The sequence below is a fragment of the Hanstruepera ponticola genome (assembly GCF_012931685.1).
GTDB classification, from domain to species: Bacteria; Bacteroidota; Bacteroidia; order Flavobacteriales; family Flavobacteriaceae; genus Hanstruepera; species Hanstruepera ponticola.
Window position 1 is genome coordinate 952,580 of sequence record NZ_JABANC010000001.1, and the last position, 24,845, is coordinate 977,424.

Annotated in this window: 21 protein-coding genes; 11 read left to right on the plus strand and 10 right to left on the minus strand. The window is 34.5% G+C overall.

What is annotated here, in order from left to right:
- Nucleotide 1 precedes the first annotated feature (1 nt).
- From HGK31_RS04230 to HGK31_RS04250, 5 genes are read right to left on the minus strand one after another with little or no spacing between them, the layout of a single operon-like run.
- Nucleotides 2-775 carry an MbnP family protein gene (locus HGK31_RS04230; protein WP_191858618.1) on the minus strand — a complete coding sequence of 258 codons (774 nt, stop codon included), beginning with the start codon at nt 773-775 and terminating at the stop codon, nt 2-4.
- Nucleotides 772-2,100 (minus strand): hypothetical protein, encoded by a 1,329-nt coding sequence (locus HGK31_RS04235; protein WP_317169717.1) that lies wholly within the window; start codon nt 2,098-2,100, stop codon nt 772-774. Before HGK31_RS04235 ends, HGK31_RS04230 begins: the two co-directional genes overlap by 4 nt.
- Before the next feature lie 4 nt (nt 2,101-2,104).
- Nucleotides 2,105-3,313 carry a choice-of-anchor B family protein gene (locus tag HGK31_RS04240; protein ID WP_191858619.1) on the minus strand — a complete coding sequence of 403 codons (1,209 nt, stop codon included), beginning with the start codon at nt 3,311-3,313 and terminating at the stop codon, nt 2,105-2,107.
- 8 nt (nt 3,314-3,321) lie between these two features.
- Nucleotides 3,322-4,809 (minus strand): choice-of-anchor B family protein, encoded by a 1,488-nt coding sequence (locus tag HGK31_RS04245; protein WP_191858620.1) that lies wholly within the window; start codon nt 4,807-4,809, stop codon nt 3,322-3,324.
- A gap of 9 nt (nt 4,810-4,818) precedes the next feature.
- Nucleotides 4,819-6,366: a choice-of-anchor B family protein gene (locus tag HGK31_RS04250; protein WP_191858621.1), complete on the minus strand. Its 1,548-nt coding sequence runs from the start codon at nt 6,364-6,366 to the stop codon at nt 4,819-4,821.
- Between the two features lie 152 nt (nt 6,367-6,518).
- Here HGK31_RS04250 and thiL point away from each other — a divergent pair, with 152 nt between their 5' ends.
- Nucleotides 6,519-7,562 (plus strand): thiamine-phosphate kinase, encoded by a 1,044-nt coding sequence (gene thiL / locus HGK31_RS04255; protein WP_104735314.1) that lies wholly within the window; start codon nt 6,519-6,521, stop codon nt 7,560-7,562.
- On the opposite strand, the gene HGK31_RS04260 is transcribed toward thiL, so the two are convergent.
- Nucleotides 7,559-7,840: a hypothetical protein gene (locus HGK31_RS04260; protein ID WP_104735315.1), complete on the minus strand. Its 282-nt coding sequence runs from the start codon at nt 7,838-7,840 to the stop codon at nt 7,559-7,561. The two genes, thiL and HGK31_RS04260, sit on opposite strands and share 4 nt — an antisense overlap.
- 56 nt (nt 7,841-7,896) lie before the next feature.
- Complete coding sequence (locus tag HGK31_RS04265; RefSeq protein WP_191858622.1) at nt 7,897-8,676, minus strand: alpha/beta fold hydrolase; 780 nt, start codon at nt 8,674-8,676, stop codon at nt 7,897-7,899.
- 35 nt (nt 8,677-8,711) lie between these two features.
- Between HGK31_RS04265 and brnQ the strand changes: the two genes are divergently transcribed.
- Nucleotides 8,712-9,995 (plus strand): branched-chain amino acid transport system II carrier protein, encoded by a 1,284-nt coding sequence (brnQ, locus tag HGK31_RS04270; RefSeq protein WP_191858623.1) that lies wholly within the window; start codon nt 8,712-8,714, stop codon nt 9,993-9,995.
- Between the two features lie 31 nt (nt 9,996-10,026).
- Here the strand turns inward: brnQ and HGK31_RS04275 are convergent, their stop codons facing one another.
- A complete protein-coding gene (locus HGK31_RS04275; RefSeq protein ID WP_191858624.1) occupies nt 10,027-11,319 on the minus strand; it encodes an aminopeptidase P family protein in 1,293 nt (430 codons plus the stop codon).
- A 141-nt stretch (nt 11,320-11,460) separates the two neighbouring features.
- Here HGK31_RS04275 and HGK31_RS04280 point away from each other — a divergent pair, with 141 nt between their 5' ends.
- The 7 genes from HGK31_RS04280 (at nt 11,461) to HGK31_RS04310 (ending at nt 21,633) form a co-directional block, all read left to right on the plus strand.
- Nucleotides 11,461-14,301 carry a WD40/YVTN/BNR-like repeat-containing protein gene (locus tag HGK31_RS04280; protein WP_191858625.1) on the plus strand — a complete coding sequence of 947 codons (2,841 nt, stop codon included), beginning with the start codon at nt 11,461-11,463 and terminating at the stop codon, nt 14,299-14,301.
- A gap of 49 nt (nt 14,302-14,350) precedes the next feature.
- Nucleotides 14,351-15,229, plus strand: a complete 879-nt coding sequence (locus HGK31_RS04285; protein ID WP_191858626.1) for a hypothetical protein — start codon at nt 14,351-14,353, stop codon at nt 15,227-15,229.
- A 156-nt stretch (nt 15,230-15,385) separates the two neighbouring features.
- Nucleotides 15,386-16,063, plus strand: a complete 678-nt coding sequence (locus HGK31_RS04290; protein WP_191858627.1) for a succinate dehydrogenase cytochrome b subunit — start codon at nt 15,386-15,388, stop codon at nt 16,061-16,063.
- A 14-nt stretch (nt 16,064-16,077) separates the two neighbouring features.
- Nucleotides 16,078-18,075 (plus strand): fumarate reductase/succinate dehydrogenase flavoprotein subunit, encoded by a 1,998-nt coding sequence (locus HGK31_RS04295; RefSeq protein ID WP_191858628.1) that lies wholly within the window; start codon nt 16,078-16,080, stop codon nt 18,073-18,075.
- Between the two features lie 10 nt (nt 18,076-18,085).
- Nucleotides 18,086-18,832, plus strand: coding sequence for a succinate dehydrogenase/fumarate reductase iron-sulfur subunit (locus HGK31_RS04300; RefSeq protein ID WP_104735322.1), 747 nt, complete (start codon nt 18,086-18,088; stop codon nt 18,830-18,832).
- A gap of 81 nt (nt 18,833-18,913) precedes the next feature.
- Nucleotides 18,914-19,846 carry a M20/M25/M40 family metallo-hydrolase gene (locus HGK31_RS04305; protein ID WP_233450978.1) on the plus strand — a complete coding sequence of 311 codons (933 nt, stop codon included), beginning with the start codon at nt 18,914-18,916 and terminating at the stop codon, nt 19,844-19,846.
- Between the two features lie 17 nt (nt 19,847-19,863).
- Complete coding sequence (locus HGK31_RS04310) at nt 19,864-21,633, plus strand: MutS-related protein (protein ID WP_191858629.1); 1,770 nt, start codon at nt 19,864-19,866, stop codon at nt 21,631-21,633.
- Nucleotides 21,634-21,656: 23 nt separating this feature from the next.
- On the opposite strand, the gene HGK31_RS04315 is transcribed toward HGK31_RS04310, so the two are convergent.
- Both HGK31_RS04315 and HGK31_RS04320 read right to left on the minus strand, forming a co-directional pair.
- Nucleotides 21,657-22,319, minus strand: coding sequence for a GldM family protein (locus HGK31_RS04315; protein WP_191858630.1), 663 nt, complete (start codon nt 22,317-22,319; stop codon nt 21,657-21,659).
- Nucleotides 22,320-22,385: 66 nt separating this feature from the next.
- Nucleotides 22,386-23,279: a thioredoxin family protein gene (locus tag HGK31_RS04320; RefSeq protein WP_191858631.1), complete on the minus strand. Its 894-nt coding sequence runs from the start codon at nt 23,277-23,279 to the stop codon at nt 22,386-22,388.
- A gap of 185 nt (nt 23,280-23,464) precedes the next feature.
- Between HGK31_RS04320 and HGK31_RS04325 the strand changes: the two genes are divergently transcribed.
- Nucleotides 23,465-24,436: a sensor histidine kinase gene (locus HGK31_RS04325; RefSeq protein ID WP_191858632.1), complete on the plus strand. Its 972-nt coding sequence runs from the start codon at nt 23,465-23,467 to the stop codon at nt 24,434-24,436.
- A gap of 97 nt (nt 24,437-24,533) precedes the next feature.
- Complete coding sequence (locus HGK31_RS04330) at nt 24,534-24,833, plus strand: GIY-YIG nuclease family protein (RefSeq protein WP_191858633.1); 300 nt, start codon at nt 24,534-24,536, stop codon at nt 24,831-24,833.
- Nucleotides 24,834-24,845 lie beyond the last annotated feature (12 nt).

A 24,845-nucleotide genomic window follows, 5' to 3' on the forward strand; every position in this document is an offset into this window, starting at 1 on the left:
CCTATTGTGTTATATTACCAATTGAAAATACAGAAACAACATTTTCCTGCATCATTTTTTGAGCATCATAATTAGGCATTAAAGGTGTGTCTAACACATTTAAATCCCATGTATTAGGATTTTTAAAAAATTCAGCAAAATTCATTTTTACTTCAATGGTGGCATTGTTTGTAATTGTAATTGGGGTAGATAAATTGATTTCGGCAAAATTCTGCTCAAAGACACCATCACTCACCCTAGCAGTGCCATTGTGAAAATTAAATGGTGATGGTGCAGTAGTATCTACATTATATTGTCCATCAAATTGTAAGAAATGATAACCACCTCCCAACATAGCAGGCCAGTTCCATGAAGCACTATTTAAATCAAGGTAAGCACCATCAATATTATCTGTTTCATTGAATCCCCAAATAAATTTCAAGCTGTAATTACCAGTAGGAATGTTGTTATTCACTGGAGTAAAGTTATATGTGCTTTCGTCCTGCAAATCAGTAAATTTATAGCCATCAAAAAGGTAAGCGTCACCATTTTCATTGACCAACTCCAACCTTGAAATTAAGTATCTAATTCTGGCCATACTCATTTTTTCGCCGTGTTCATTTGTGACAATTTCTGTTTGTAAATTTGTACTATTAATAGTAGTCCCATCCCAATCATGTGAAAAGGTAAAGCTTATATTAGCATTGGTTGGTCCAGGTAAAATGTTATCATCTTTATCTTCACTACAAGCAATAAACAATAGAACAAATGAGAGTAGGGCTAATATTTTTTTCATTTCATTTTAATTATTAATAGGTCAGTAAATCCTTTGTTTTCTTCAATATCACCATCAGAACTGCTTGACTCGCCAACAGCTATGATGGTATTATCTTCTAGTTTTGTAGCGTCATAACTAAAATCAATTTCAGAGCCTCCTACTGTTTTTTGTGAGATTAAATTTCCGGAACTTCCTACTTCAATAACCCAAGCATCATTTTGTCCTTGATTTGACGAAACATCGCCATTGGCACTACGGGAGCTACCAGAAATAATAAACTTATCATTAGATTTTTGAATGGATCTAGCGACATCAAAGCTAGAGCCACCAAAAGTTTTTTCCCAAATTAAATCACCACTAGGAGAAATTTTTATCAGCCATAAATCGGCAGCACCATTATTGCTTGAAACATCAAAATCACTACTTCTAGTGTCACCAGTTATTAAGTAGTTTCCGTCACCCGAATCTACTATCCCTCTAGCTTCATCAATTTCTGTTCCGCCATATGAGCGTTCCCATATGAGTGTACCAGTTTCAGAAATTTTTATCACCCAAAAATCGTAAGTGCCAATATTATTTTGAATGTCAACATCATTGCTATCTGATGAGCCTACAATAATATAACCATTATCTGCCGTTTGAATAGCATCATAAGGTGTGTCAGTAAAACCGCCACCATAATATTTACTCCATTCGCGATTTCCGCTAGCATCCAATTTTATCGCCCAATAATCACCGCCTGCATGGCGCATTCCTGAAACACGTGTATTACCTTCTCCTCCTGAAGCCGTAACATCTAAAACACCAGTTATAAAGTAACCAGAATCATTTGTTTGAATTAAGGTAAATCCAATGTCGGAGCCTGTATAACCAAACGATTTTTGCCAAGTTATGTTTCCGTTGGTGTCAAGCTTTGAAATCCAATAATCTTGAGCACCTGCATTATCTGTAACGTCCAAATCATTACTTGTACTGTAGCCTAATATGGCATAACCACCATCTTGGGTTTGAATAATGGCATGGCCTCTATCATCTCCTGTTCCACCATAAGTTTTAGACCATTGCAAATTGTGAGTCATATCAAATTTAAGTACCCAGTAGTCAAAACTTTCATTGGTTTTATCTGTTATATCGCCATCATTACTTTGTGAGTAACCTAATATTACATAACCACCATCATTAGTTTTTGCAATAGATTGAGCACTTTCATTTTTAGTTCCACCATAAGTTTTTGCTAACTGAAGATTGGGTTCAGGAGATATAACTTGGCTGTCGTCATCTTTTGAGCAATTAAACAAAAACAGCATAGAAGCAAAAATCAATATTTTAAATTGGTTCATCATGATTTTATGTGCCACTTTTTCGTATGATAAAAAGTCCTCTATTAATATCACTAATTATAATGTTTCCACTTTCAAAGTATGGGTACACATTCCAAGCACCTCTAAAGTTAGTAGCATTGTTTTCAGGGTGTGTGTCAAAATACCCTATTTTAGATATTGAATTGTTTTCAATGTTAGAAACATCATAAATATTTACACCAGCAGTATAATTGGCTTGGTAATATAAATTGTCTTTCACATAGCCATTATGATCAATGGCAGGAGAATTCCCAAAAAAGTCTGTGTGATATATAGGATTGTCTAAATCTGTAAAATCAAATACTAGAGTTCTTGTATTACCTCCATAATTAACTTCATCAAGTTCATCACCTAAAATAAAATAGTTCATATCAGACGTGAACCAACCTTGATGTGTATAGCCTATATTGGAATAATTTACAGTTGAAATTTCAATTGGATTCGACTTGTCTGTTACATCAAAAAGGCCAACTTCATAGACGTTACTGCCTACTAATATTTCTCTGCCAGTGTAATCATTATCAGGCCCATTATAAGTTATTACTTGCGCGTCATGAGAATAACCAGAAAAACCACCTGCTCCAAAAGGGTTTAATGGATCTTGAATATTTACAAAATGAGGACCTCCCGAAAACGTATCAGATCCTACGGCATATGCAAAACCAGAAACTTCATTGATAACAATATTATGAGCGCTACCAAATCCTGTGTAATGGGCATCAGCAGTAAAGTTCTGTGGGACAGTTGTTAATGCACTAAGGCGTGTTAAATCAAAAATTTGCATCCCATGATTATTGGCCTCACTTACAATAAAAGCATAATTATTATAAACCTTAACATCTCTCCAAGAACTCGCTACAGTAGCAGTATTTAGCGTACCTAAATATATTGGATTAACAGCATCGGTGACATCAATAAATGACGTGCCATTACTAGTGCAAATTATGGCAAATTCTTTGCCTGAAGCACTATCTGTCCAACCCCAAGAGTCGTTCCCAGTAATGCCAATACCGCCAAAAGTAGAAAGCGGTAAATGGGCAATTAAATCATAATTGTTACAAGGGTATATCCCTGCAAAACCATTGTTACACTCGCTATTTTGAGGAATATCAGGCGTGCTATCGGCATTATCATCACTTGAACAGCTATAAATACCAACTAAAATAAATAGCAAAAAAAATATTTTAGGTTTCATTTGTATTATTAATTACTCTGTCTGATTATAAATAGACCACCTTCAATATCACTAACTATAATATTTCCACTTGGAAAATAAGGATATACATTCCAAGCACCATTAAAGCTGGCACTATCACTCGAAGGATACGTATCAAAATAACCAACCTCATTCATCACACTAGAATTCAGTCCAGAAATATCAATAAACCTAACACCAGCTCTGTAATTAGATAAATAATAAATGTTGCCTTTAACATAGCCATTGTGATCAATTGCTAGGGTAGGACCAAAATAATCCATATGAAAGATTGGGTTATCCAAATCAGTGAAATCAAAAACAATTGTACGGGTATTATTTCCAAAACCTTGTTCGTCAGTTTCATCACCAAGAATGAAATAGTTTAAATTTTCTGTAAACCAACCTTGGTGCGTATAACCAATATTATCATAATCAATTGTTGAAATAATCTGCGGATTAGATTTATCAGAAACATCAATGATAGCAACTTCATTTTCGTTGCTGCCAACCAGTATTTCACTACCAGCATAATCAGCATCAGGTCCATTATAAGTAATGACTTGGGCATCATGTGAATACCCTGAAATACCACCTTCTTCAATTGGATTTAATGGATTCTGTATATTTAAAAATATGGGGCCGCCAGCATAAGTCGTATTTCGGCTACCACCTACTATGTATGCATATCCAGAATTTTCATTGATAACAATATTGTGGGCTCTACCAAAACCTGTGTAGTGAAAATCGGGAGTAAATGCTTCTGGCGGATTTGCTACATTCCGAAGTCTAGTTAGATCAAAGACCTGCATACCATGATTAGAAGCCTCACTAACTATAAATGCATGGTTGCTATATACTTTAACATCGCGCCAAATATTTCCACCATTTCCGGGATTAGCACTAGCAAGCCTTCCCAATAATAAGGGGTTTGTAGGATCAGTGACATCAACAAAAGCTGTCCCTTGAGTGGATGCTACCAACGCGTATTCCTTACCTGTTGTAGGGTCAGTCCAGCCCCAAGAATCATTGCCTTCAGCTCCAGGCTCACCTAAAACATCTATAGGAATATGACCCATTAAGTCATAATTGTCACAAGGATAAGGTCCTGCCATTCCATTTTCACAAGGAAATAGAGGTGTTAAATCTGGGTTGTTTTGACAAGCGTTTCCTATGCCGTCACCATCGTCGTCTAATTGATCAGGATTTGGAATAAGAGGGCAGTTGTCAACATCATCTTGGATGCCATCATTATCACCATCGTTGTCATTAGTTGTGTCACAGCTATCTCCAATGCCATCATTATCGGTATCAGCTTGATTTGGATTAGAAATGGAAGGGCAATTATCTTGTGAGTCTGGGATACCATCATTGTCGGAATCAACTATAATTATAGGGTCTACAGGTTCGTCATCGCAACTCTGGAAGACCGTTAAGCTAAATAAAACGAATGATAGGATAGTCGTAAAATAGGATGTTTTTAAAAAGTGTTTCATTTTGTATTTTTACTTTAGTAGCAATTTTTTAGTTACTTCAGAATTGATTTTAACCAAGTAAACTCCTTTCTGATAATTTTTTATTGGTAGAACGAATTTTTGAAGATTAATATTGCGTTCTTCAAAAACCATCTTACCAAGTATATTATATATCTCTATAGAATTAATGACTTTTCCGTTAACTGCAGAAACAGTTGCATTTGTTTGAGTAGGATTAGGAGTCAATTTAAATGTATTTTTTTCATTAATAAAATTAGAAACATCTAGTGTCCCACTTTTCCTCACAATAAATAGGCCACGATCGATATCACTTATAATAATATTACCACTGTTAAAGTAAGGATATACACTCCAAGCACCATCAAAACCCGTATTATTGCTTTCAGGGTGAGTGTCAAAATAACCAATTTCTGTCATAGAATTTGTTGGAGATGCAATGTTTGAAATATCCAATATACGTAAGCCAGCTCTATAGTTAGCCATATAAAAAGTATTACCTTTTACATAGCCATTATGGTCAATGGCAAGTGTAGGGCCAAAATAAGTAGATGACAAAACGGGATTATCCAAATCTTGAACATCAAAAACTAATGTGCGTGTATTCATCCCAAATGCTTGCTCATCCGTTTCATCACCCATTATAAAATAACGATGATCATCAGTGAACCATCCTTGATGGGCATAACCAGGTTGAGAATAGGTTACTTCAGAAATTTTGGTAATGTTATTTTTATCAGTAACATCTAAAAAAACTAATTTGTCGTTACTGGAAAAACTCCCGTTGCTCGCAACCAGTATTTCTCTGCCAACATAGGTAGGAATTGAAGTTGTATTAGAATCAGGGTTTGAATCTGGTCCATTATAGGTTACAACTTGGGCATCATGTGTATAACCACTTGCGGTATAATCTCCCAAAGTTATTGGAGCCATTGGATCCGATATATCAATAAAAATTGGACCGCCACCATTAGCGGAATTACAACCAACTAAATAAGCGATTGCTTCGCTCTCATTAATAACAATATTGTGACAACTTCCAATGGACAACCCTCCTGTATCACCTGAATATGTTAAAATTCTATTAGGATATTCACTCTCTTCAAAGGTTAAATCGCCATCAACACCATTTCTTAAAATTGTAAGGTCAAATATTTGGACTCCATGTGACCCTACATTATCCGCAACTATAAAGGCATAATTATTATAAACTTTTACATCTCTCCAGAAATTTGTTGCTGTTTCGGTATCTAATCTACCTAAAAAAATAGGATTTAAAGGATTACTAACATCAACAAAAGCAGTGCTATTAGTAGTAGCAATTAAGGCATATTCTTTGTTGTCAAGAGGATCTGTCCACCCCCAAACATCACTACCTTCCGGGTTGCCTAGAGTGTTGGCAAGTACTGAAATAGGAATGTTTGACATTAAATCATAATCGTCGCATGGGAAAGAATCGCCTCCAGACACATTGGCAAACCCATTTTCACATGGGGTTTGACCAAAGCCGAAAAATGAGCAAACTAATGCTATAGTTATTAAAGTAAAGTTTTTAAACATCAGGTTAAGCGTGATTGTATAAGCCCAACAAAATTAACAGAATAATCCATAAAATCTATTGGTTTAGTGTTAAATATCAGTTTTTTATATATAAAACCGTTTAAATTTAAATTCACAGACCGTATTTAAAAACACCTTAGTATTTTTGTAGCATGATAGAAGACAAAAACCAACAACGAACAGCATTGAATGATATTGGAGAATTTGGATTGATAGAACATTTGACCAAGAACTTCAAAATAAACCAAGATTCAACAATCATAGGTATAGGTGATGATGCAGCAATTTTGAATTTTGGAAAAAACCAAGTAGTCGTTTCTACCGATTTGTTAATAGAAGGCGTACACTTTGATTTAAGTTACATGCCATTAAAACATTTGGGCTACAAAGCTGTTATGGTCAATCTGTCTGACATTTATGCCATGAATGCTTCAGCAACTCAAGTCACTATTTCTGTTGCCGTATCAAATAGATTTCCATTAGAAGCGTTAGAAGAATTATATTCTGGAATTGAAACAGCAGCAAAAATTTACAATATTGATGTAGTTGGTGGTGATACGACATCTTCCACATCTGGTTTAATTATTTCTGTGACAGCTATTGGAGGAATTAATAAGGGTAATGAAGTTTTAAGAAGTGGTGCCAAACCTAACGATTTGTTGGTTGTAACAGGTGATTTAGGTGCGGCTTATATGGGGCTACAAGTTTTAGAACGTGAAAAAGAAGTTTTTAAGGTTAATCCAAACAATCAACCAGATTTAGAACCTTATACATATATTGTTGAGCGACAGTTAAAACCTGAATCAAGAAAAGATATTATTAAGCTTTTTAAAGAGTTAGACTTAAAACCTACATCAATGATAGATATAAGTGATGGGTTGTCTTCTGAAATTTTGCATATATGCAAGCAAAGTGATGTTGGATGTGATTTATATGAAGATAAAATACCGTTAGATCCCCAAGTTATATCAACTTGTGAAGAATTTAATATTGATAGTACTACTGTAGCTTTAAATGGCGGAGAAGATTATGAATTGTTATTCACTGTTTCACAAGAAGATTATCCCAAAATTAAAGCGAATCCCAATTTTAGTGTTATTGGTCATATAAAAGAAAAAAGTGCTGGCACACATCTAGTTACTCGTGCTGATACACGAATACCATTAAAAGCTCAAGGATGGAAGAGCTTTGATTAAGCAGGAATTCTTAAATCTGAATTCAGGTAAGGCCTGTTATTCTGTAAACGCATTAAACGCCTTGTATACATTTGCTCAAGAATACTGTTTATCTCACGATACTTTGGTGTAAGAACTGTTAAATTTCCATTTCCATTTGTTGTTAGTTCTTTTCTACAATGCGAACAGGTATATTCCTTTACATGATGAGTAACCTTTCTAGAAACTTCATAATCATGGCCAAAAATAGTACAATACAATTTTGGCAGTAATGCTGTTTTTTGGGTAGTTGTGTTCATAAGTATTTGATTTGGAAGAATAAAACTAGCAAAAAAATCCAAATAATCGACAAAAGCTATATTAAATCGATGAAATGCATTATTTCTTGTAAGAAAAAAACTTCATTTTCAATATAACTCATATGTCCGCCTTCAAATTCTATAAATTTTATATCGGCAGATTTTACCTCACTAACAAGGCTATCACTTTGTATTACAGTGTCATGGGTGCCAATCAACATCAATTTTATAAAATTACCAGTTTCCAAAATATTTTTTCTTGAAGGTCTTATTTTCATCCCTTCAAGCGCAGCTATTATTCCTTGAAGAGGAGTTTTTAGAGCTTCATTCTTAACGCTATCAATTTCAATTTTGAGATTTTCACGATTATTTTCAGCAAATAAATTGGTTACAGCCATACTCACAAAGGCTTTGTGGTTTTGTTTTACTGCTTTTATGGCTCTATCTCTATTGATTTTTCTTTCGTCACTATCTGCTTGAGACGTTGAGTTGGCAAGGCAGATGCCTGAAACTTTTTCAGGAAATAAATCGGCAAAGGCTAAAGCTACATATCCACCCATAGAATGACCTATAAAAACAGCTTTTTTTATATCTAAATGTTCCAATACTGCTCTCACAGCTTCAGCCATATCTTCCATAGTATGAATGTAACCCAAACAACCAGTATTTCCATGACCCAAAAGATCAATTGAAATTACCCGATTTTTATGGCCTATATGTGATATGGTTTTGCTCCACATTGACGTGTTTTCTAAAAAGCCATGTAATAAAACCACAACATCGCCTAAACCGTCATCAGTATAAAAAACAGGAATACCTTTGTAATCTAAAATCATAATTACGCTATATTGTACAAATATACCGTTTGGAAATGAATAACACGAAGCAAACATTTGTATTTGGATTTGCCATTTTTGCTGCCTTCTTTGGCGCTGGCAATTTAGTTTTACCTCCATTGTTAGGGTTTAATTCAGGGCCTGATTGGTGGTTGGTAGGTTTAGGGTTTATTACTTCTGCTACAATTATTCCTCTTTTTGCTTTATTTGCTCATGCTAGGCTTCAAGGAACAATGCTGGATTTTGGTAATAAAGTATCACCTTTTTTTAGTTTAATTTTTTGTTTTTGTGTTTATCTCATTGCAGTTGCTTTACCATGTCCAAGAACTGCAGCCGTAACGCATGAAATGGCTATTGCGCCTTTTTTTGGAACGCCTTCAATTTTAACGAGTAGTATATATTTTGTTTTGGTGTTTCTGTTTGTAATGAATAGAGGAAAAGTTCTTGATTTGTTGGGTAAATATCTAACACCTTTAATTGTTGTGATTCTTTTAGCAATCATAGTTATTGGAATTTTTACAACACCAAGCGAAATAGAACCATCAATATATAATTCACCTTTTTTAAGTGGCTTTTTTGAAGGCTATCAAACTTATGATGCTATAGCAGGACTGCTTACAGGAGGGATTGTGATTATATCATTAAACATGCAAGGTTTTACATCTTTAGAAGAAAAGAAAAGTATAATAGCGCGTTCTAGTTTTATTGCTATGGCTGGGCTTTTTATAATTTACATTGGACTAATGTTTATTGGTGCTCATTTTAATGGGCAATTTGATTCATCAATATCTCGTCCAGAATTGCTTTCAGGATTGGCCTTAAAAACACTTGGTAATTTTGGAAATATCTCTTTGAGTATATTGGTGGCTTTAGCTTGTTTTACTACAGCAGTTGCTATTATTGTGGGTACAGCTGACTTCTTTAAAGGACTGTTTAATGAATCACGAAGTGTTTATACAATAACTGCTATTATATCTTGTGTTTTAGGGATTTTGGTTGGTCAAATGGATGTAAAATATATCATAGATGTGGCACTTCCTGCTCTAATGTTTATTTATCCTTTAACGATTGTGCTAATTTTTTTAAATGTTATTCCAGAAAAATTTGCTTCAGAAAAAGTTTTTAGAGGCGTCGTTTTAGTAACATTTGTGTTTAGCATTCCAGATTTTTTAGGCTTTTTAATGGAAACTAATTGGCTTAATCAATTAAAAGACACCATACCATTAGCCAAAGATAATTTAGGTTGGGTTTTTCCATCACTAGTAACATTTATCATCTTGAATTTAATAAAAAACAAAAACCCTCATTTAAATGAATAAATGAGGGTTTGATATGGTATCAGAATTATATTTAAGAGTTCATGATTTCTTCAATTTCATCGGCCTCAATAGGAATATTAGCCATCAAATTAAATGGTTCGCCAGATTCTTGTATAACCACATCATCTTCCAATCGCACACCAAATCCTTCATCAGGAATGTAAATTCCTGGCTCAACAGTAAAGACCATATTGGCTTGGATAGGTTCGGTAAGAATCCCATAATCATGAGTGTCTAAACCTATATGATGACTTGTTCCGTGCATAAAGTATTTTTTATAGGCTGGCCAATCGGGATTCTCGTTTTGTACATCAGCTTTATCTAATAGTCCTAATCCCAACAATTCAGAAGTCATAAGTTTTCCAACTTCAACATGATAATCAGCCCAAAGCGTTCCTGGAACCAATAGTTTAGTTGCTTCATTTTTTACATGATTTACAGCATTGTAAACAGCTTTTTGCCTGTCTGTGTATTTTCCAGAAACAGGAATGGTGCGTGTTAAATCACTAGAGTAGTTAGCGTATTCTGCTCCGACATCTAAAAGGATTAAGTCGCCATCTTTACATTGTTGATTGTTCTCAATATAGTGTAAGACATTGGCGTTATTACCAGAAGCAACGATTGGTGTATAAGCGAATCCTTTTGATCGGTTTCTTAAAAACTCGTGCATCAATTCGGCCTCAATTTCATATTCCCAAACTCCAGGCTTTATGAAGCTTAAAAGTCTTCTAATTCCCTTTTCAGTAATGTTGCAAGCCTTTTGCATTAAATCAATTTCTATAGGATCTTTTATAGAGCGCAAACGTTGTAAAATAGGATTGCTCTTGGCAACGCTATGAGCTGGATAACGTTCTTTTAGCCATTTGGTAAATCGGTCTTCACGAGTTTCGGTCTCAACATTAGCACGATAATGCTCGTTAGTGTTGATGTAAACCGTATCACATTGGGTCATCAGTTCGAACATGGTTTTTTCCATATCTTTTAACCAATACACCGTTTTAATACCACTGGTTTTGTAAGCCGCTTCTTTAGTAAGCTTCTCACCTTCCCAAACCGCAATATGTTCATTGGTTTCTTTCAGGAATAAGATCTCCCTATTTTTCTCATTAGGACAATCTGGAAAAATAACCAATACACTCTCTTCTTGATCAACACCACTTAAATAAAAAATATCACGATGTTGTTGAAATGGCATAGTGCTATCGGCACTTATGGGATAAATATCATTGGAATTAAAAACAGCCAGGCTTTTAGGCTTCATTTTGGCTGCAAAATTCTTACGATTCTTGATGAATAATTTATTATCAATAGGATGGTATTTCATAATGGATAAATTAAATTTCTCAAAGCTACATATTTCAATAATGTCTAAAAAATATCACTTGACTTTTGTTAAATTTTAACATCAGATTTTGATGCCTATTGGTTTATGGCTATTTTTCGAATGTAATTCTAACTAACTATTATGAAATCTAAATTATTATCTACTTTTTTTATAGTATCATCAATTTTTGTTTTTGCTCAACAACCAGCATCATCCCCAAATGAGGTTTTAGAGGCTTTAAACAGTAAACAGGATTTACAGAAAAATTCTTTAGTAAAAAACATTCCATTTAAAAATATTGGCCCAACAATCATGAGTGGTCGCGTTGTAGATATTGACGTAAACCCAGATAACCCAACCGAGTTTTACGTTGGCTATGCTTCTGGAGGCGTTTGGCATACTACGAATAATGGCTCTACATTCTCACCAATTTTAGACTCATCAGACACCCAAAATGTAGGTGATATTGCAGTCGATTGGAATAGCAAAACCATTTGGGTAGGAACTGGCGAAAATAATTCATCGCGCTCCAGTTATGCTGGAATAGGCATATTAAAATCAACTGATAATGGTGAGACTTGGGAAAATATGGGATTGCCAGATTCCCATCATATTGGTCGTATGTTAATTAATCCTAATAATCCAGATGAGGTTGTTATAGGGGTTATAGGACATTTATACACGCCTAATGATGAACGTGGTGTTTTTAAAACCACTGATGGGGGAAAAACTTGGAACAAAACTTTGTTTATTGATTCAGAAACTGGAGTAATAGATGTACAACATGCACCCGGAAACTTCAAAGTAATGTATGCATCATCTTGGACTCGCGATAGAAAAGCTTGGAATTTTTCAGGAAGCGGAAATGGTTCTGCAATCTATAAAAGTACAGACGCTGGTGATACTTGGGAAAAAATATCTATAGAAAACAGTGGTTTTCCAACGGGGAATGGTGTTGGTAGAATAGGTTTAGCTGTTTATGATGAAAACACAATTTATGCTTTGCATGATAATCAGTTTAATCGTCCGAAATCAGATGAAAAAGAAGAACGCAGAGGTCTTTCTAAAGACGATTTCAAAGCCATGACGGTTGAAGATTTTCTAAAATTAGATGATAAAAAACTCAATAATTACCTTAAGAATAATAATTTTCAAGAGAAATATCGAGCGGAAAGTGTCAAGCAAATGGTTAAAAGTGGAGCGGTTAAACCAATTGATTTGGCACGTTATTTAGAAGACGCTAATGCCATGTTATTTGACACACCAGTTATAGGTGCTGAAGTTTATAAAAGCACTGATGGTGGGAAAACCTGGAAAAAAACACATGAGGATTATTTAGATGGTGTTTTCTTTAGTTACGGCTATTATTTTGGTGAAATTCGTGTAGATACACAAAACCCAGATGCTATATATGTAATGGGAGTCCCTATTATTAAATCGAAAGATGGTGGTAAAACGTTTACATCAATAAGTAGAGAAAATGTACATGCAGATCATCAAGCACTTTGGGTTAATCCAAACAGCTCTGGACATTTAATAAACGGAAATGATGGTGGTCTAAACATGAGTTATGACGATGGTGAGAATTGGGAAAAACTGAATGTCAATTCGGTTGGGCAATTTTATACGGTTAATGTTGATAATCAAAAACCCTATAATGTATATGGAGGCCTACAAGATAATGGTGTTTGGGTTGGATCGCACAGTTCAAGCGTAAATAAAAGCTGGCAACAAAGTGGGCAAAACCCTTGGGAAAGCATAATGGGTGGTGATGGCATGCAGGTTCAAATAGATAGTAGAAATCCTAACATCGTTTACACAGGGTTTCAATTTGGAATATATTTTAGAATAAACAGAGAAACTAGCGAGAATGCCAACATTCAACCAAAACATCAATTGGGAGAAAGTCCATATCGCTTTAATTGGCAAACCCCTATTTTATTGTCACCTCATAATCAAGATATCTTATACATGGGTGGAAATAAACTTATGCGTTCTATGAATCAAGGAAACGATTGGCAAGCTATTAGCCCAGATTTAACGTCTGGAGGTAAGCAAGGAAATGTTGCATACGGTACAATTACGAGTATTAGCGAATCACCATTTCAATTTGGGTTAATTTATGTTGGAAGTGATGATGGGTTTGTTCATCTTACAAAAGATGGTGGTGGAAGTTGGAACCGCATTTCAAATAGTTTTCCAAAAGATTTATGGGTAAGTCGCGTAATAGCTTCTCAACATAAAAAAGAGCGTGCTTATGTAACGTTAAATGGCTATCGTTGGGATGATTTTAATACCTATATCTATATGTCTGACGATTATGGACAGACATGGAAAAGTATTAGTTCAAACATACCAAACTCTCCAGTAAATGTGATAAAAGAAGATCCTAAAAATGAACATGTTTTGTATGCTGGTACTGATAATGGTGCTTATGTTTCTTTCAATAAAGGAAATTCTTGGGAAGCGTTTTCAAACGGATTACCAAATGTTGCCGTTCATGATTTGGTTATTCATCCTGAAGCTAATGATTTAGTTCTTGGAACACACGGAAGAAGCATCTATTTAGCCAATATTGAGCCATTGCAGAATATGAATCCAAAAATGATGGAAAAATCTATAACTCTTTTTGATATGGATAATATAAGACGTTCTTGGAATTGGGGAAGTTCATGGAGTCAATTTTTAGAGCCTTATGAACCATCAGTGGACATTAAGATTTTCGCAAAAAATGATGGAAGTGAAACTATTAAGATTCTTTCAGAAAGTGGTGTAGAATTGAACGAGATAAAAGCCAATTTAGATAAAGGTTTTAACTATATAGAATATGATTTGACTATGACAGAAAAAGGTAGAAAAGCCTTAATGAAAGGAAATTCAGAAATTGATATTTCAAAATCTCAAAATGAGAAGTATTATTTACCAAAAGGCAAGTATACTATAGTTGTTAACAACCAACAAACAACTCTTGAGATTAAATAATATACTAATTTTAGTATATTTGAGTTAATATCATAAACACCCAAATCTTATGAAAACAATAAAATTAATTTTTAGTATTTGTCTTTTAGCTTTTTTTTCTTGTAGCGATGATTCTTCAGATAATCCGCCACCAGGAAATAATACTTCGGAAGCTAATTTGGTCATCAAGTTTAAATTCGATCCTAATCAAGTACGTTTAGATAATTTAGGAGAACCAGCAAGTATTCCAAGCGGTAATGCAGCACAATCGCCAGATTTCGCTATGATGAGCGCTAATTACATTGAATTTGCACCAACAGCTACAACCTTCTTAGGACAGGGCGAAATCATTTTTGAAGGCCCTAAAACTACAACTGGAGGTGATGAAGCCATCGATTTTCAGAATGCAACGTTTGCAGGTCATAACGAAACTTTTTTGACTATTCCATTAAGTGACGTTTCTGCTGGAAATTACGAATGGGTAAGAATTTCATTAGCTTATCAAGAAGGTGAAATAGACTTTTTACTTAACGGAACAGATTATACTGGAACATTAGCAAGTTTTGTAGGATTCAACACCTATATTTCGTCATTCGATTTAAATGGTGAGATGGTTGATGTTAATGCAAATAAGCTTCAAGGTTTTTGGGCATTTGAATCTAATGGATTTCTATCTCAAGGTCAAGCACCTCCTGGTGCAACAACAGTCCCAAACCCACTTTTTGATACGTCACCAGTACCTCAAGGTTCTTGTGTAGTAACTGGTCAGTTTGCAAATGGCTTAACCATCACTGGTAATGAAACACAAGATGTTGTTGTTACGTTGTCGTTTTCGGTTAATAATAGTTTTGAGTGGACCGAAGTTAATACAGATGGAAAATATGAACCACAAGCAGGAGAACAAGTTGTAGATATGGGATTACGTGGATTAATTCCGTCTGTAGAATAATTAATAAAAATAGTGATATATAGGCCTATCGCTCTAGTAGATAGGCTTTTTTTTGTCTCTGTTTAAAATCATTCTAAATATGCATTTATAGTGGTCGGACTTTGTCTAGATGTCTTTTGTGGCGTATCTTTGTTGAGATAAAAATAAACTTCAACAATGAGCGGAATTTTGAATTCTTCGATTGGAAGAAAAGTAGCCATGGCACTTTCGGCTTTCTTCCTTATGATTTTTTTATTGCAACATTTTATAATTAACTCATTGTCAGTTATTAATCCTGACACTTTCAATGAGGTTTCTCATTTTATGGGAACCAATTGGTTAATTCAATATGTTATGCAACCTATTTTAATTTTCGGTGTGATTTTCCATTTTGTAATGGGATTTGCTCTAGAAATTAAAAATAAACGTGCCAGACAAATAAGTTATGCTAGAAACAATGGCGCAGCAAATTCAACTTGGATGAGTAGAAACATGATTTACAGTGGTCTATTTATTCTAATTTTCTTAATAATTCACTTTATAGATTTCTGGATTCCAGAAATCAATACCAAGTATATTCAAGGTGATATGTCAGGTCTATTAGCAGATGGCGAAGGGTTTCGTTATTATGAAGAATTGGTTCATAAATTTGAACCTATATGGCGTGTTGCGTTGTACTGTATTGGTTTTGTGTTTTTAGCATTGCATTTATTACACGGATTTATGTCGGCTTTCCAATCGGTTGGAGCCAATAATAAATATACAAACGCATTAAAAGGTTTTGGTAAGGCTTACTCTATTCTAGTTCCATTAGGATTTGTAGTTATAGCATTGTTCCACCATTTTAATCATTAAAAATACATCTAAATATGGCTTTAGATTCTAAAATACCAAAAGGACCACTAGCAGATAAGTGGACTAATCATAAAAATAATATAAATCTGGTAAACCCAGCTAATAAACGTCTTATTGATGTAATTGTGGTAGGTACAGGTTTAGCGGGAGGTTCTGCTGCCGCAACATTAGCTGAATTAGGTTATAATGTAAAAGCATTTTGTTTCCAAGATTCACCGCGACGTGCGCACTCAATTGCTGCTCAAGGTGGAATTAATGCTGCCAAAAACTATCAAGGCGATGGTGATTCTACTTACCGTTTGTTTTATGATACAGTGAAAGGTGGTGATTATCGCTCGAGAGAAGCAAATGTTTATCGTTTAGCAGAAGTATCTGCAAATATTATAGATCAATGTGTGGCACAAGGTGTCCCTTTTGCTAGAGAATATGGTGGGTTATTAGATAACCGTTCATTTGGAGGCGTTTTAGTATCGCGTACGTTTTATGCTGCTGGACAAACAGGTCAGCAATTATTGTTAGGCGCATACTCGGCATTAAACCGTCAGATTGGACGTGGTAAAGTTAAAATGTACAACCGTCATGAAATGCTAGATGTTGTTATTGTTGATGGTAAAGCAAGAGGTATAATAACACGTAATTTAGTGACTGGAGAAATTGAAAGGCATTCAGCTCACGCTGTAGTTCTTGGAACAGGTGGTTACGGAAATGTATTTTTCCTATCCACTAACGCCATGGGAAGTAACGTAACTGCAGCTTGGAAAGCTCACAAACGTGGTGCTTATTTTGCTAACCCATGTTACACGCAAATTCACCCAACATGTATTCCAGTTTCGGGAGATCATCAGTCTAAATTAACCTTAATGTCCGAATCCTTAAGAAATGATGGACGTATTTGGGTGCCAAAACATAAAAAAGATGTTGAAGCCATTCGTGCAGGAAAATTAAGACCTACACAAATAGCCGAAGAGGATAGAGACTATTATTTAGAACGTCGTTATCCTGCATTTGGTAATTTAGTACCTCGTGATGTGGCGTCTCGCGCTGCAAAAGAACGTTGCGATGCTGGTTACGGTGTTAATGCAACAGGTGAAGCTGTTTATTTAGATTTTGCTGCGGCATTCATGCGTTACGGAAAAGAGGTGGCTCACGTGAGAGGACTTGATGAGAATGATGATGCTTTAGTGAAGAAATTAGGACAGGAAGTCGTAAAAACAAAGTACGGTAACCTATTCCAGATGTACGAAAAAATCGTGGATCAAAATCCATATGAAACCCCAATGATGATTTATCCAGCGGTACATTACACTATGGGTGGTGTATGGGTAGATTATAACTTGCAAACTACTGTTCCTGGATTGTATTGTATAGGAGAAGCTAATTTCTCTGATCATGGAGCTAACAGACTTGGTGCTTCGGCATTAATGCAAGGATTAGCAGATGGTTACTTTGTATTGCCTTATACTATTGGTGATTATTTAGCTGATGATATCCGAACAGGACCAATTGCAACAGACACACCTGAATTCGATGAAGCTGAAAAGAGTGTTCGCAAAAATATAGAACATTTAATTAATAATAACGGAACGCACTCTGTTGATCATTTCCATAAGCGTTTAGGAAAAATTATGTGGAATAAATGCGGTATGGCTCGAAATGCTGAAGATCTTAAATCTGCAATTAATGAGATTGCCGAATTAAGAGCAGAATTTTGGAAGGATGTTAGAGTTCCTGGTACAAATGACGAGTTTAATGAAGAATTAGCAAAAGCATTACGTGTAGCTGACTTTTTGGAATTAGGTGAGTTATTTGCAAAAGATGCATTATTAAGAGAAGAATCAGCTGGTGGACACTTTAGAGAAGAATATCAAACGCCAGAAGGAGAAGCCATGAGAAGAAAGGAATTCCAATTTGTTTCTGCATGGGAATACAAAGGCGAACCAAAAGATGCCGTATTGCACAAAGAAGATTTGGTTTACGAAAATATTGAAGTAAAAGAAAGAAGTTATAAATAAAAGGAAAGCTATGAATTTAACGTTAAAAATTTGGCGTCAAAAAAACGCTAACGATAAAGGTAAAATGGTTGATTATCCCATTAGTGATGTATCTCCTGATATGTCTTTCCTTGAAATGTTAGATGTTTTAAATGAGAGTTTAGTACAGAAAAATGAAGAGCCAGTAGCATTTGATCATGATTGTCGTGAAGGTATCTGCGGTATGTGTTCATTATATATTAATGGCGAAGCCCATGGTCCTGATAGAGGCATTACAACGTGTCAATTACATATGCGTATGTTTAAGGATGGTGATACAATCACTATTGAACCTTTTAGAGCTACAGCATTTCCAGTAATAAAGGATTTAGTTGTAGATCGCAGTGCTTTTGATCGTATTCAACACGCTGGGGGATTTATCTCCGTAAATACTTCTGGTAATACCATTGATGCGAATGCTATTCCAATTAATAAACATGATGCAGACGAATCATTTGAAGCAGCAATGTGTATTGGTTGTGGTGCTTGTGTAGCTAGTTGTAAAAATTCAAGCGCCATGTTATTTGTAGGTGCTAAAGTGTCTCAATTCGCTTTATTGCCTCAAGGACAAGTAGAAGCCACAGACCGTGTATTAAACATGGTTAAACAAATGGACGAAGAAGGATTTGGTAACTGTACCAATACTGGCGCCTGTGAAGTGGAATGTCCAAAAGGAATTTCCTTGGAGAACATAGCGCGTATGAATCGTGAATACCTAAAGGCTAGTTTAAAAGGGTAGTGAGCTTTAACAATATTATGTAAAAATCTCAAGATTAATCTTGAGGTTTTTTGTTTCTTTACTCTAATAATCAACCAAAAAATGAAAAGTTTTTCTACAATAATCATGTTACTGCTTCTAGGTTGTAGCATAAGTTGCACTGCACAAAAAAAAGAAGCAATTAGCACCACTGAAATAGCTTTTTTATATAATACAGATTCATTATTACATCATGTTAGAATATTGTCATCAGATGTTTTTGAAGGCAGACGTACAGGAACAACAGGTGCATTAAAAGCCAAAGATTACATAGTAAGTAAATTGCAAAAATTGCAGGTAAAACCACTTGTGGAAAACTATGAACAATCATTTTCATTTTCATCTAGAAAAAAGGACTATCAAGGTGTCAATATTTTGGGCTTGATTTCGGGAAGTGATTATCCGGAAAAATATATTGTAATTAGTGCTCACTATGATCATGAAGGCATCAAAAATGGTCAGATTTATAATGGGGCTGACGACGACGCTTCAGGTGTCAGTGCCATGTTGGCATTTGCAGAGTATTTTCAAAAACATCAACCTAAACATTCTGTGATTTTAGCATTTTTTGATGCAGAAGAATTAGGGCTTCAAGGTTCTCGTTACTATGTGGATAATACTATTGTGCCGTTGGAAAGTATCAAACTCAACATGAATATGGACATGGTGAGTAGAAATGACAAAAACGAATTATACATAACCGGAGCTAGAGACAATGAAGCTTTTAAAAACGCCATAGAAAATCAAGATACTTCAGAGGGTTTTAAATTCTTAATGGGACATGACGGAAAAGATGGGAAACAAAACTGGACATTCTCATCAGATCATGGGTCGTTTTTTAGAAAGGGTATTCCGTTTTTATATTTTGGAGTTGAAGACCATAATGATTATCATAGGCCAACGGATGATTACGAAAATATCCACCCTGAATTTTATAAATTAGTAGTACAGAACATAATTTCTCTTTTTACTGAAATTGATGCGCTAAACCTATAGCTATAAAAACAACTTTCATGCAAAATCCGCAAGATTTTTATTCTGAACAATTAAATCATTATCAGAAAATTGTCAAGGATTTAAACAAACAACTTATTCAATTAAGCACGTTCCGTGTTCTGGTTTTTTTACTGACAGGATTTGGTGTTTATTTTCTATTTCCTAATTGGATTTTTGTGGCAATTGCAGGCGTTTTAGGAGTTGGCATTTTTTTGTTCTTATTATCAAAGTACACAAATGTAAAGTACAATCGTGATTTAAATAAAGCATTGGCGGTACTGAATGAAGACGAATTACAAATAGCTTCAGGTGATTTTCATCACAGACCCAATGGCAATCAATTTCAAGATCCTAAACATTTTTATAGTCTGGATATAGACCTATTTGGAAAAGGATCTTTTTTTCAATTCATCAATAGAACGACCATTTCTGAAGGCACTCATTTATTGGCAGAACTTCTAAAAGCAAATACTATTGAAAGCATTGAGACTAGACAAGAGGCTATCAAAGAACTGGCTCAAAAACCAACATGGCGACAAAATTATTCTGCTGCTTCCAGTTTGATTCAGGTTGAAACGTCTGCAGGCGATATTATTGCTTGGTTAAAAAACCATAAACCATTTTTACCACAAATCATGCGTTGGCTACCTATGGCTTTTGGGTTAGCTTCAATCATTTTAATTATACTTTCTGTAATTCAAATTATATCGCCCAGTTTAGTTGGTTATTGGCTGTTGTTGGGCTTTGCCATCACTGGAAAATATCTTAAAAAGATTAATAGTTTGGCTTCCAATACTGATAAGGTTAAAGACACGTTTAAACAATACGCCACGTTGTTGGATAGTATTGAACAAGAATCTTTTGACTCCAAGCTATTGCTAGATAAACAGCAGCAAATAGAATCTCATCACCAAAAGGCATCCGCTATTTTTAAACAGTTTTCAAGACATTTGGATGCGTTGGATAATAGAAATAATATGATTGGTGCTATTTTGGGTAATGGTTTTTTTCTAACCGATTTAAAACATAGTTACAGAATAGAGCAGTGGATTACTAATCACCAGCAAACTGTTGCCAAATGGTTTGAAGTGGTTTCCTTTTTCGATGCTTACAATTCCTTGGGTAATTATGTGTTTAATCACCCAGAATACGTCTTCCCAGAAATAGTTGATACTAATCAAACCATTTCTGCAGAGGAACTGGGTCATCCTTTGTTAGATAAAACCAAACGGGTTAACAGCGACCTACAAATTGACAACAAAGAATTCTTTATTGTTACAGGAGCTAATATGGCTGGCAAGAGTACGTTTTTGCGGACCGTTTCTTTGCACATTGTTATGGCGAATGTAGGTTTACCGGTTTGCGCCAAATCGAGTGAATATCATCCCATTAAATTAATTACGAGTATGCGTACCAGCGATTCGTTAACTGATGATAGTAGCTATTTCTTTTCTGAATTAACACGCTTAAAATTCATTGTAGATGAAATAGCCAAAGAGCCTTACTTTATTGTATTGGATGAAATTTTAAAGGGCACCAATTCCACTGACAAAGCTATTGGCTCTAAAAAGTTTGTGGAGAAATTGGTGGCTTCAAATGCTACGGGTATTATTGCCACGCACGATTTAAGCTTATGTGAGATTGAAAGCCAATTGGAGCCTGTAAAAAATTACTATTTTGATGCACAAATTGTCAATGACGAACTCTTTTTTGATTATAAATTTAAAAAAGGTATTTGCCAGAATATGAATGCGAGTTTTTTATTGAAGAAGATGGAGATTGTTTAAATTCCTGCGCAGGCAGGAATCTCTTAATCTTCAGTTATTTTTATTCTAATAGGCTCAACAGCCTTTAATTTATAATTCTGAATACCCTTGAAGTGTATTTTAATGTTGAATATTTTAATTTCACTCCCAATTTGGGTAGAGTTAATTTTTTCTAGAATATCTTTAGTAAATGAATTTCCATTAACTTGAATAGGAGTTTCTTCATTAAAGCCTATGCTATAACCGATAATTTTAAAATCTGTACTAGCTGACTTCCAATCAAAAAGCCAATCTTCAAATTTTATATCAATTTTACCATCTTTAAGTTCATCTTTAGTTAGTAGTAAAATACATTTTTTACCACAACCCAGACCATTAATAGTACCAATTGGCCTTCCAATATCTTTAATACGCAATGTTTTTATAGCAGTAACAATCTCCCCATTTGGAAGTTTGCCTCGTAGTTCAATATCATCGGTTAATCCAGATCCAGGATTCATAACATAATTTCCGTAATCATCAACTTTTTTCAGTCCTAGAGCTGATGCTTCAAAGGAAACCGTTCCCGGCATACTTAACGTTAAGGGGTTGTTAACACCTCGGTAAACCACATTCATCTTGTTGACTTCAACAACGGCTTTGGGTGGTTCTTGTGAAAACCCAGTAAAACTTATAAGAAGAAATAAGGAGCAAAAGAGGTGTTTCATAACGGATGGTTTAGCTAAACTAATAACTAAAATTACCGTTTTTTATTTTAATAATTTATCGAGAAACTATTCTATTTTAGACTTAATCTTCTCAATCATCTCTAGTGCGTTGTCATCATCAGGTTTTAAACTTAACACTTTATAATAGTTTTTTAAGGCATTATCATAATTCTTGGTTTCAAAAAAAGCTTCACCCAAACTGTCATACACATTGTATTTGTAAGGAAAAATTCGGGTATTCAAATCAAAAACATACAAAGCTTTATCATATTCTTGAGCGCGTAAATATACATAACCTAAAGTATTCAATTCACGACTTCCTTTTACAAATTCTGCAAGTCTAGGAACAAGGGTATTTTCCTCCAATTTTAAACTATCAATCGATTTTGAGGTCAATAAAGCACCAACATAATTGGCAGCTACATATTTGGGTCTGTATTTATTGTCAGTAACAATATTTAGCATATCGCGTTCTAATGTTTCAACAGGATGCTCTACAATACGGTTCACTTCTTGTCCATTCTTATAAAAAATAAAGGTCGGCACACGATGAATATTCAAACCTTTTTCTTCGTGGTTTGGAGCTTGCTTATAGGCTTCTGGAGTTCTATCAACTGCTATGACTTCCAACTGATGTTCTGGAAATTTAGCTTCATTTAAAATACTGTAAAAACGTGGCACTTCTTTTTTACTGTCCCCACACCACGTACCTAAAAAGATTTTAATAGTGTATTGATTTAGGGAATCTTTTAATTTAGAAACAACTTTTTTGTTCAGTAGGTATTGGTCATAATTAGGGTCAAACCATTCGTTAAATGGTACTTGCCGCAGACCATTTTTGTCAATTTTTCCTAGTAGTTTTTGATTGCCATTTTCGTCAGTAACAGTTTGATTAACTGTCTGCGAAAACACGATTTGGGAGCAAAAAAGGATCGTTAAAATAAGTTTAGTTCGTTTCATGATTGATGATGTTTTTACCAAAATTATGATGAAGAGCTCTAGAATACCAATAATCTGTATTTTCGACTTAAATGAATACACCAACGTAAAAATTTTAGATACAAATGGTAGTTTGTTACGTTATTTGAGACTTTCGTACATATATTTTGACCAACTAAAGAATTCTATTTACTTTTCTACTTTATATGAATAATCTTAAGAAACACAGCTCACAAATATTGGTGCATATCCTGTTTTGGATATTGTTTATCATGGTATCGCTGTTTGTTTTTTCGCCATATTACTGGCGTGAGAATCCCTTTTTGCAATACATATCCATTATAGTAATCATAGTTTATGTTAACAATCTGGTGCTGCTGCCATTTTTTGTGATGAAGAAAATGTACGCGTGGTATGTTTTGGTCATTGCCTTGATTTCCTTTTTGGCGACACAATTGTATTGTTACGAATTTGCGCAATGTGGTTGTTCTATAATGAAATGCTTGAGTGATTATTTATGGCAAACCTTGGTGCCGCTTATTTTCTTCTCGTTCGTTTGGGTGTTATATCGATTTATAGATAAGCAAGAGGAAGTGGAGCAAATAAAGAAGGAGCATTTGGAGATGGAGCTCAAGTTTTTAAAATCGCAGATTAATCCGCATGTGCTGTTCAATAACCTGAATACCATTTATTCCTATGCTTTAGAAAAACCCAACGAAACTCCAGAATTGATTTTAAGGCTTTCCGATAATTTAAAGCATGTGTTGTATGAAAGTAATGCTAAAAAGATTCCGTTGCATAAGGAAATTCAGTTTATTGATAATTATATGACCTTTCAAGAACTGCGAACCGAAGGTGTGAACACTATAGTTTATACCAAGCGCATTGAAAATAAGAATAACCAAATAGCACCTTTATTGCTCATTACCATCATTGAAAATGCGTTTAAACATAGTTCATTAAACAGTGAAATTTCAGTTTCTATAAATGAAAATAATGGTGTGCTAGAATGTATTTGTGAAAACGATTTTACAGAAAAAGATAATGACTTGGCTGAATTTAAAATTGGATTGAAGAATTTAGAAAAGCGTTTAAAGCTTTTATACAACAATGATTATGAGTTTACCATAACACAGAACAGCAAATACAAAGTGTATCTAAAACTGAATTTAATATAAAGTGTATAATAATTGAAGACTAAATTCAGTCGAAGTGAAAAAGATTTATATATTCTTGTCATTCCTGCGAAGGCAGGAATCCACAATTATTTAACTAATGTTTAAAAACATTCATCAATATTATTTATACATCCTAACCAACAAGAAGAATGGTACTTTATATGTGGGCGTGACAAATGATTTGGAGAGACGCATGTTTGAGCACAAAAAGAAGTTAATTGAAGGGTTTTCCAAGAAATATGGTTTAGATAAGTTGGTTTATTTTGAAACGTATCAATACATCAATGATGCGATAAAGAGAGAAAAGAATATAAAAAAGTGGAAACGACAATGGAAGATTAACCTTATTGAGGATGACAATCTGAATTGGGAAGATTTATCAATAGATTGGGATTAAAATGGATTCCTG

Coding starts and splice junctions, on each gene's coding strand:
- HGK31_RS04325 (WP_191858632.1), top strand. CDS start 23,465: ATGAATAATCTTAAGAAACACAGCTCACAAATATTGGTGCATATCCTG.
- HGK31_RS04310 (WP_191858629.1), top strand. CDS start 19,864: ATGCAAAATCCGCAAGATTTTTATTCTGAACAATTAAATCATTATCAG.
- HGK31_RS04280 (WP_191858625.1), top strand. CDS start 11,461: ATGAAATCTAAATTATTATCTACTTTTTTTATAGTATCATCAATTTTT.
- HGK31_RS04275 (WP_191858624.1), bottom strand. CDS start 11,319: ATGAAATACCATCCTATTGATAATAAATTATTCATCAAGAATCGTAAG.
- HGK31_RS04265 (WP_191858622.1), bottom strand. CDS start 8,676: ATGATTTTAGATTACAAAGGTATTCCTGTTTTTTATACTGATGACGGT.
- HGK31_RS04250 (WP_191858621.1), bottom strand. CDS start 6,366: ATGTTTAAAAACTTTACTTTAATAACTATAGCATTAGTTTGCTCATTT.
- HGK31_RS04290 (WP_191858627.1), top strand. CDS start 15,386: ATGAGCGGAATTTTGAATTCTTCGATTGGAAGAAAAGTAGCCATGGCA.
- HGK31_RS04330 (WP_191858633.1), top strand. CDS start 24,534: ATGTTTAAAAACATTCATCAATATTATTTATACATCCTAACCAACAAG.
- HGK31_RS04240 (WP_191858619.1), bottom strand. CDS start 3,313: ATGAAACCTAAAATATTTTTTTTGCTATTTATTTTAGTTGGTATTTAT.
- HGK31_RS04305 (WP_233450978.1), top strand. CDS start 18,914: ATGAAAAGTTTTTCTACAATAATCATGTTACTGCTTCTAGGTTGTAGC.
- HGK31_RS04285 (WP_191858626.1), top strand. CDS start 14,351: ATGAAAACAATAAAATTAATTTTTAGTATTTGTCTTTTAGCTTTTTTT.
- HGK31_RS04295 (WP_191858628.1), top strand. CDS start 16,078: ATGGCTTTAGATTCTAAAATACCAAAAGGACCACTAGCAGATAAGTGG.
- HGK31_RS04315 (WP_191858630.1), bottom strand. CDS start 22,319: ATGAAACACCTCTTTTGCTCCTTATTTCTTCTTATAAGTTTTACTGGG.
- HGK31_RS04300 (WP_104735322.1), top strand. CDS start 18,086: ATGAATTTAACGTTAAAAATTTGGCGTCAAAAAAACGCTAACGATAAA.
- brnQ (WP_191858623.1), top strand. CDS start 8,712: ATGAATAACACGAAGCAAACATTTGTATTTGGATTTGCCATTTTTGCT.
- HGK31_RS04245 (WP_191858620.1), bottom strand. CDS start 4,809: ATGAAACACTTTTTAAAAACATCCTATTTTACGACTATCCTATCATTC.
- HGK31_RS04230 (WP_191858618.1), bottom strand. CDS start 775: ATGAAAAAAATATTAGCCCTACTCTCATTTGTTCTATTGTTTATTGCT.
- HGK31_RS04235 (WP_317169717.1), bottom strand. CDS start 2,100: ATGATGAACCAATTTAAAATATTGATTTTTGCTTCTATGCTGTTTTTG.
- HGK31_RS04260 (WP_104735315.1), bottom strand. CDS start 7,840: ATGAACACAACTACCCAAAAAACAGCATTACTGCCAAAATTGTATTGT.
- HGK31_RS04320 (WP_191858631.1), bottom strand. CDS start 23,279: ATGAAACGAACTAAACTTATTTTAACGATCCTTTTTTGCTCCCAAATC.
- thiL (WP_104735314.1), top strand. CDS start 6,519: ATGATAGAAGACAAAAACCAACAACGAACAGCATTGAATGATATTGGA.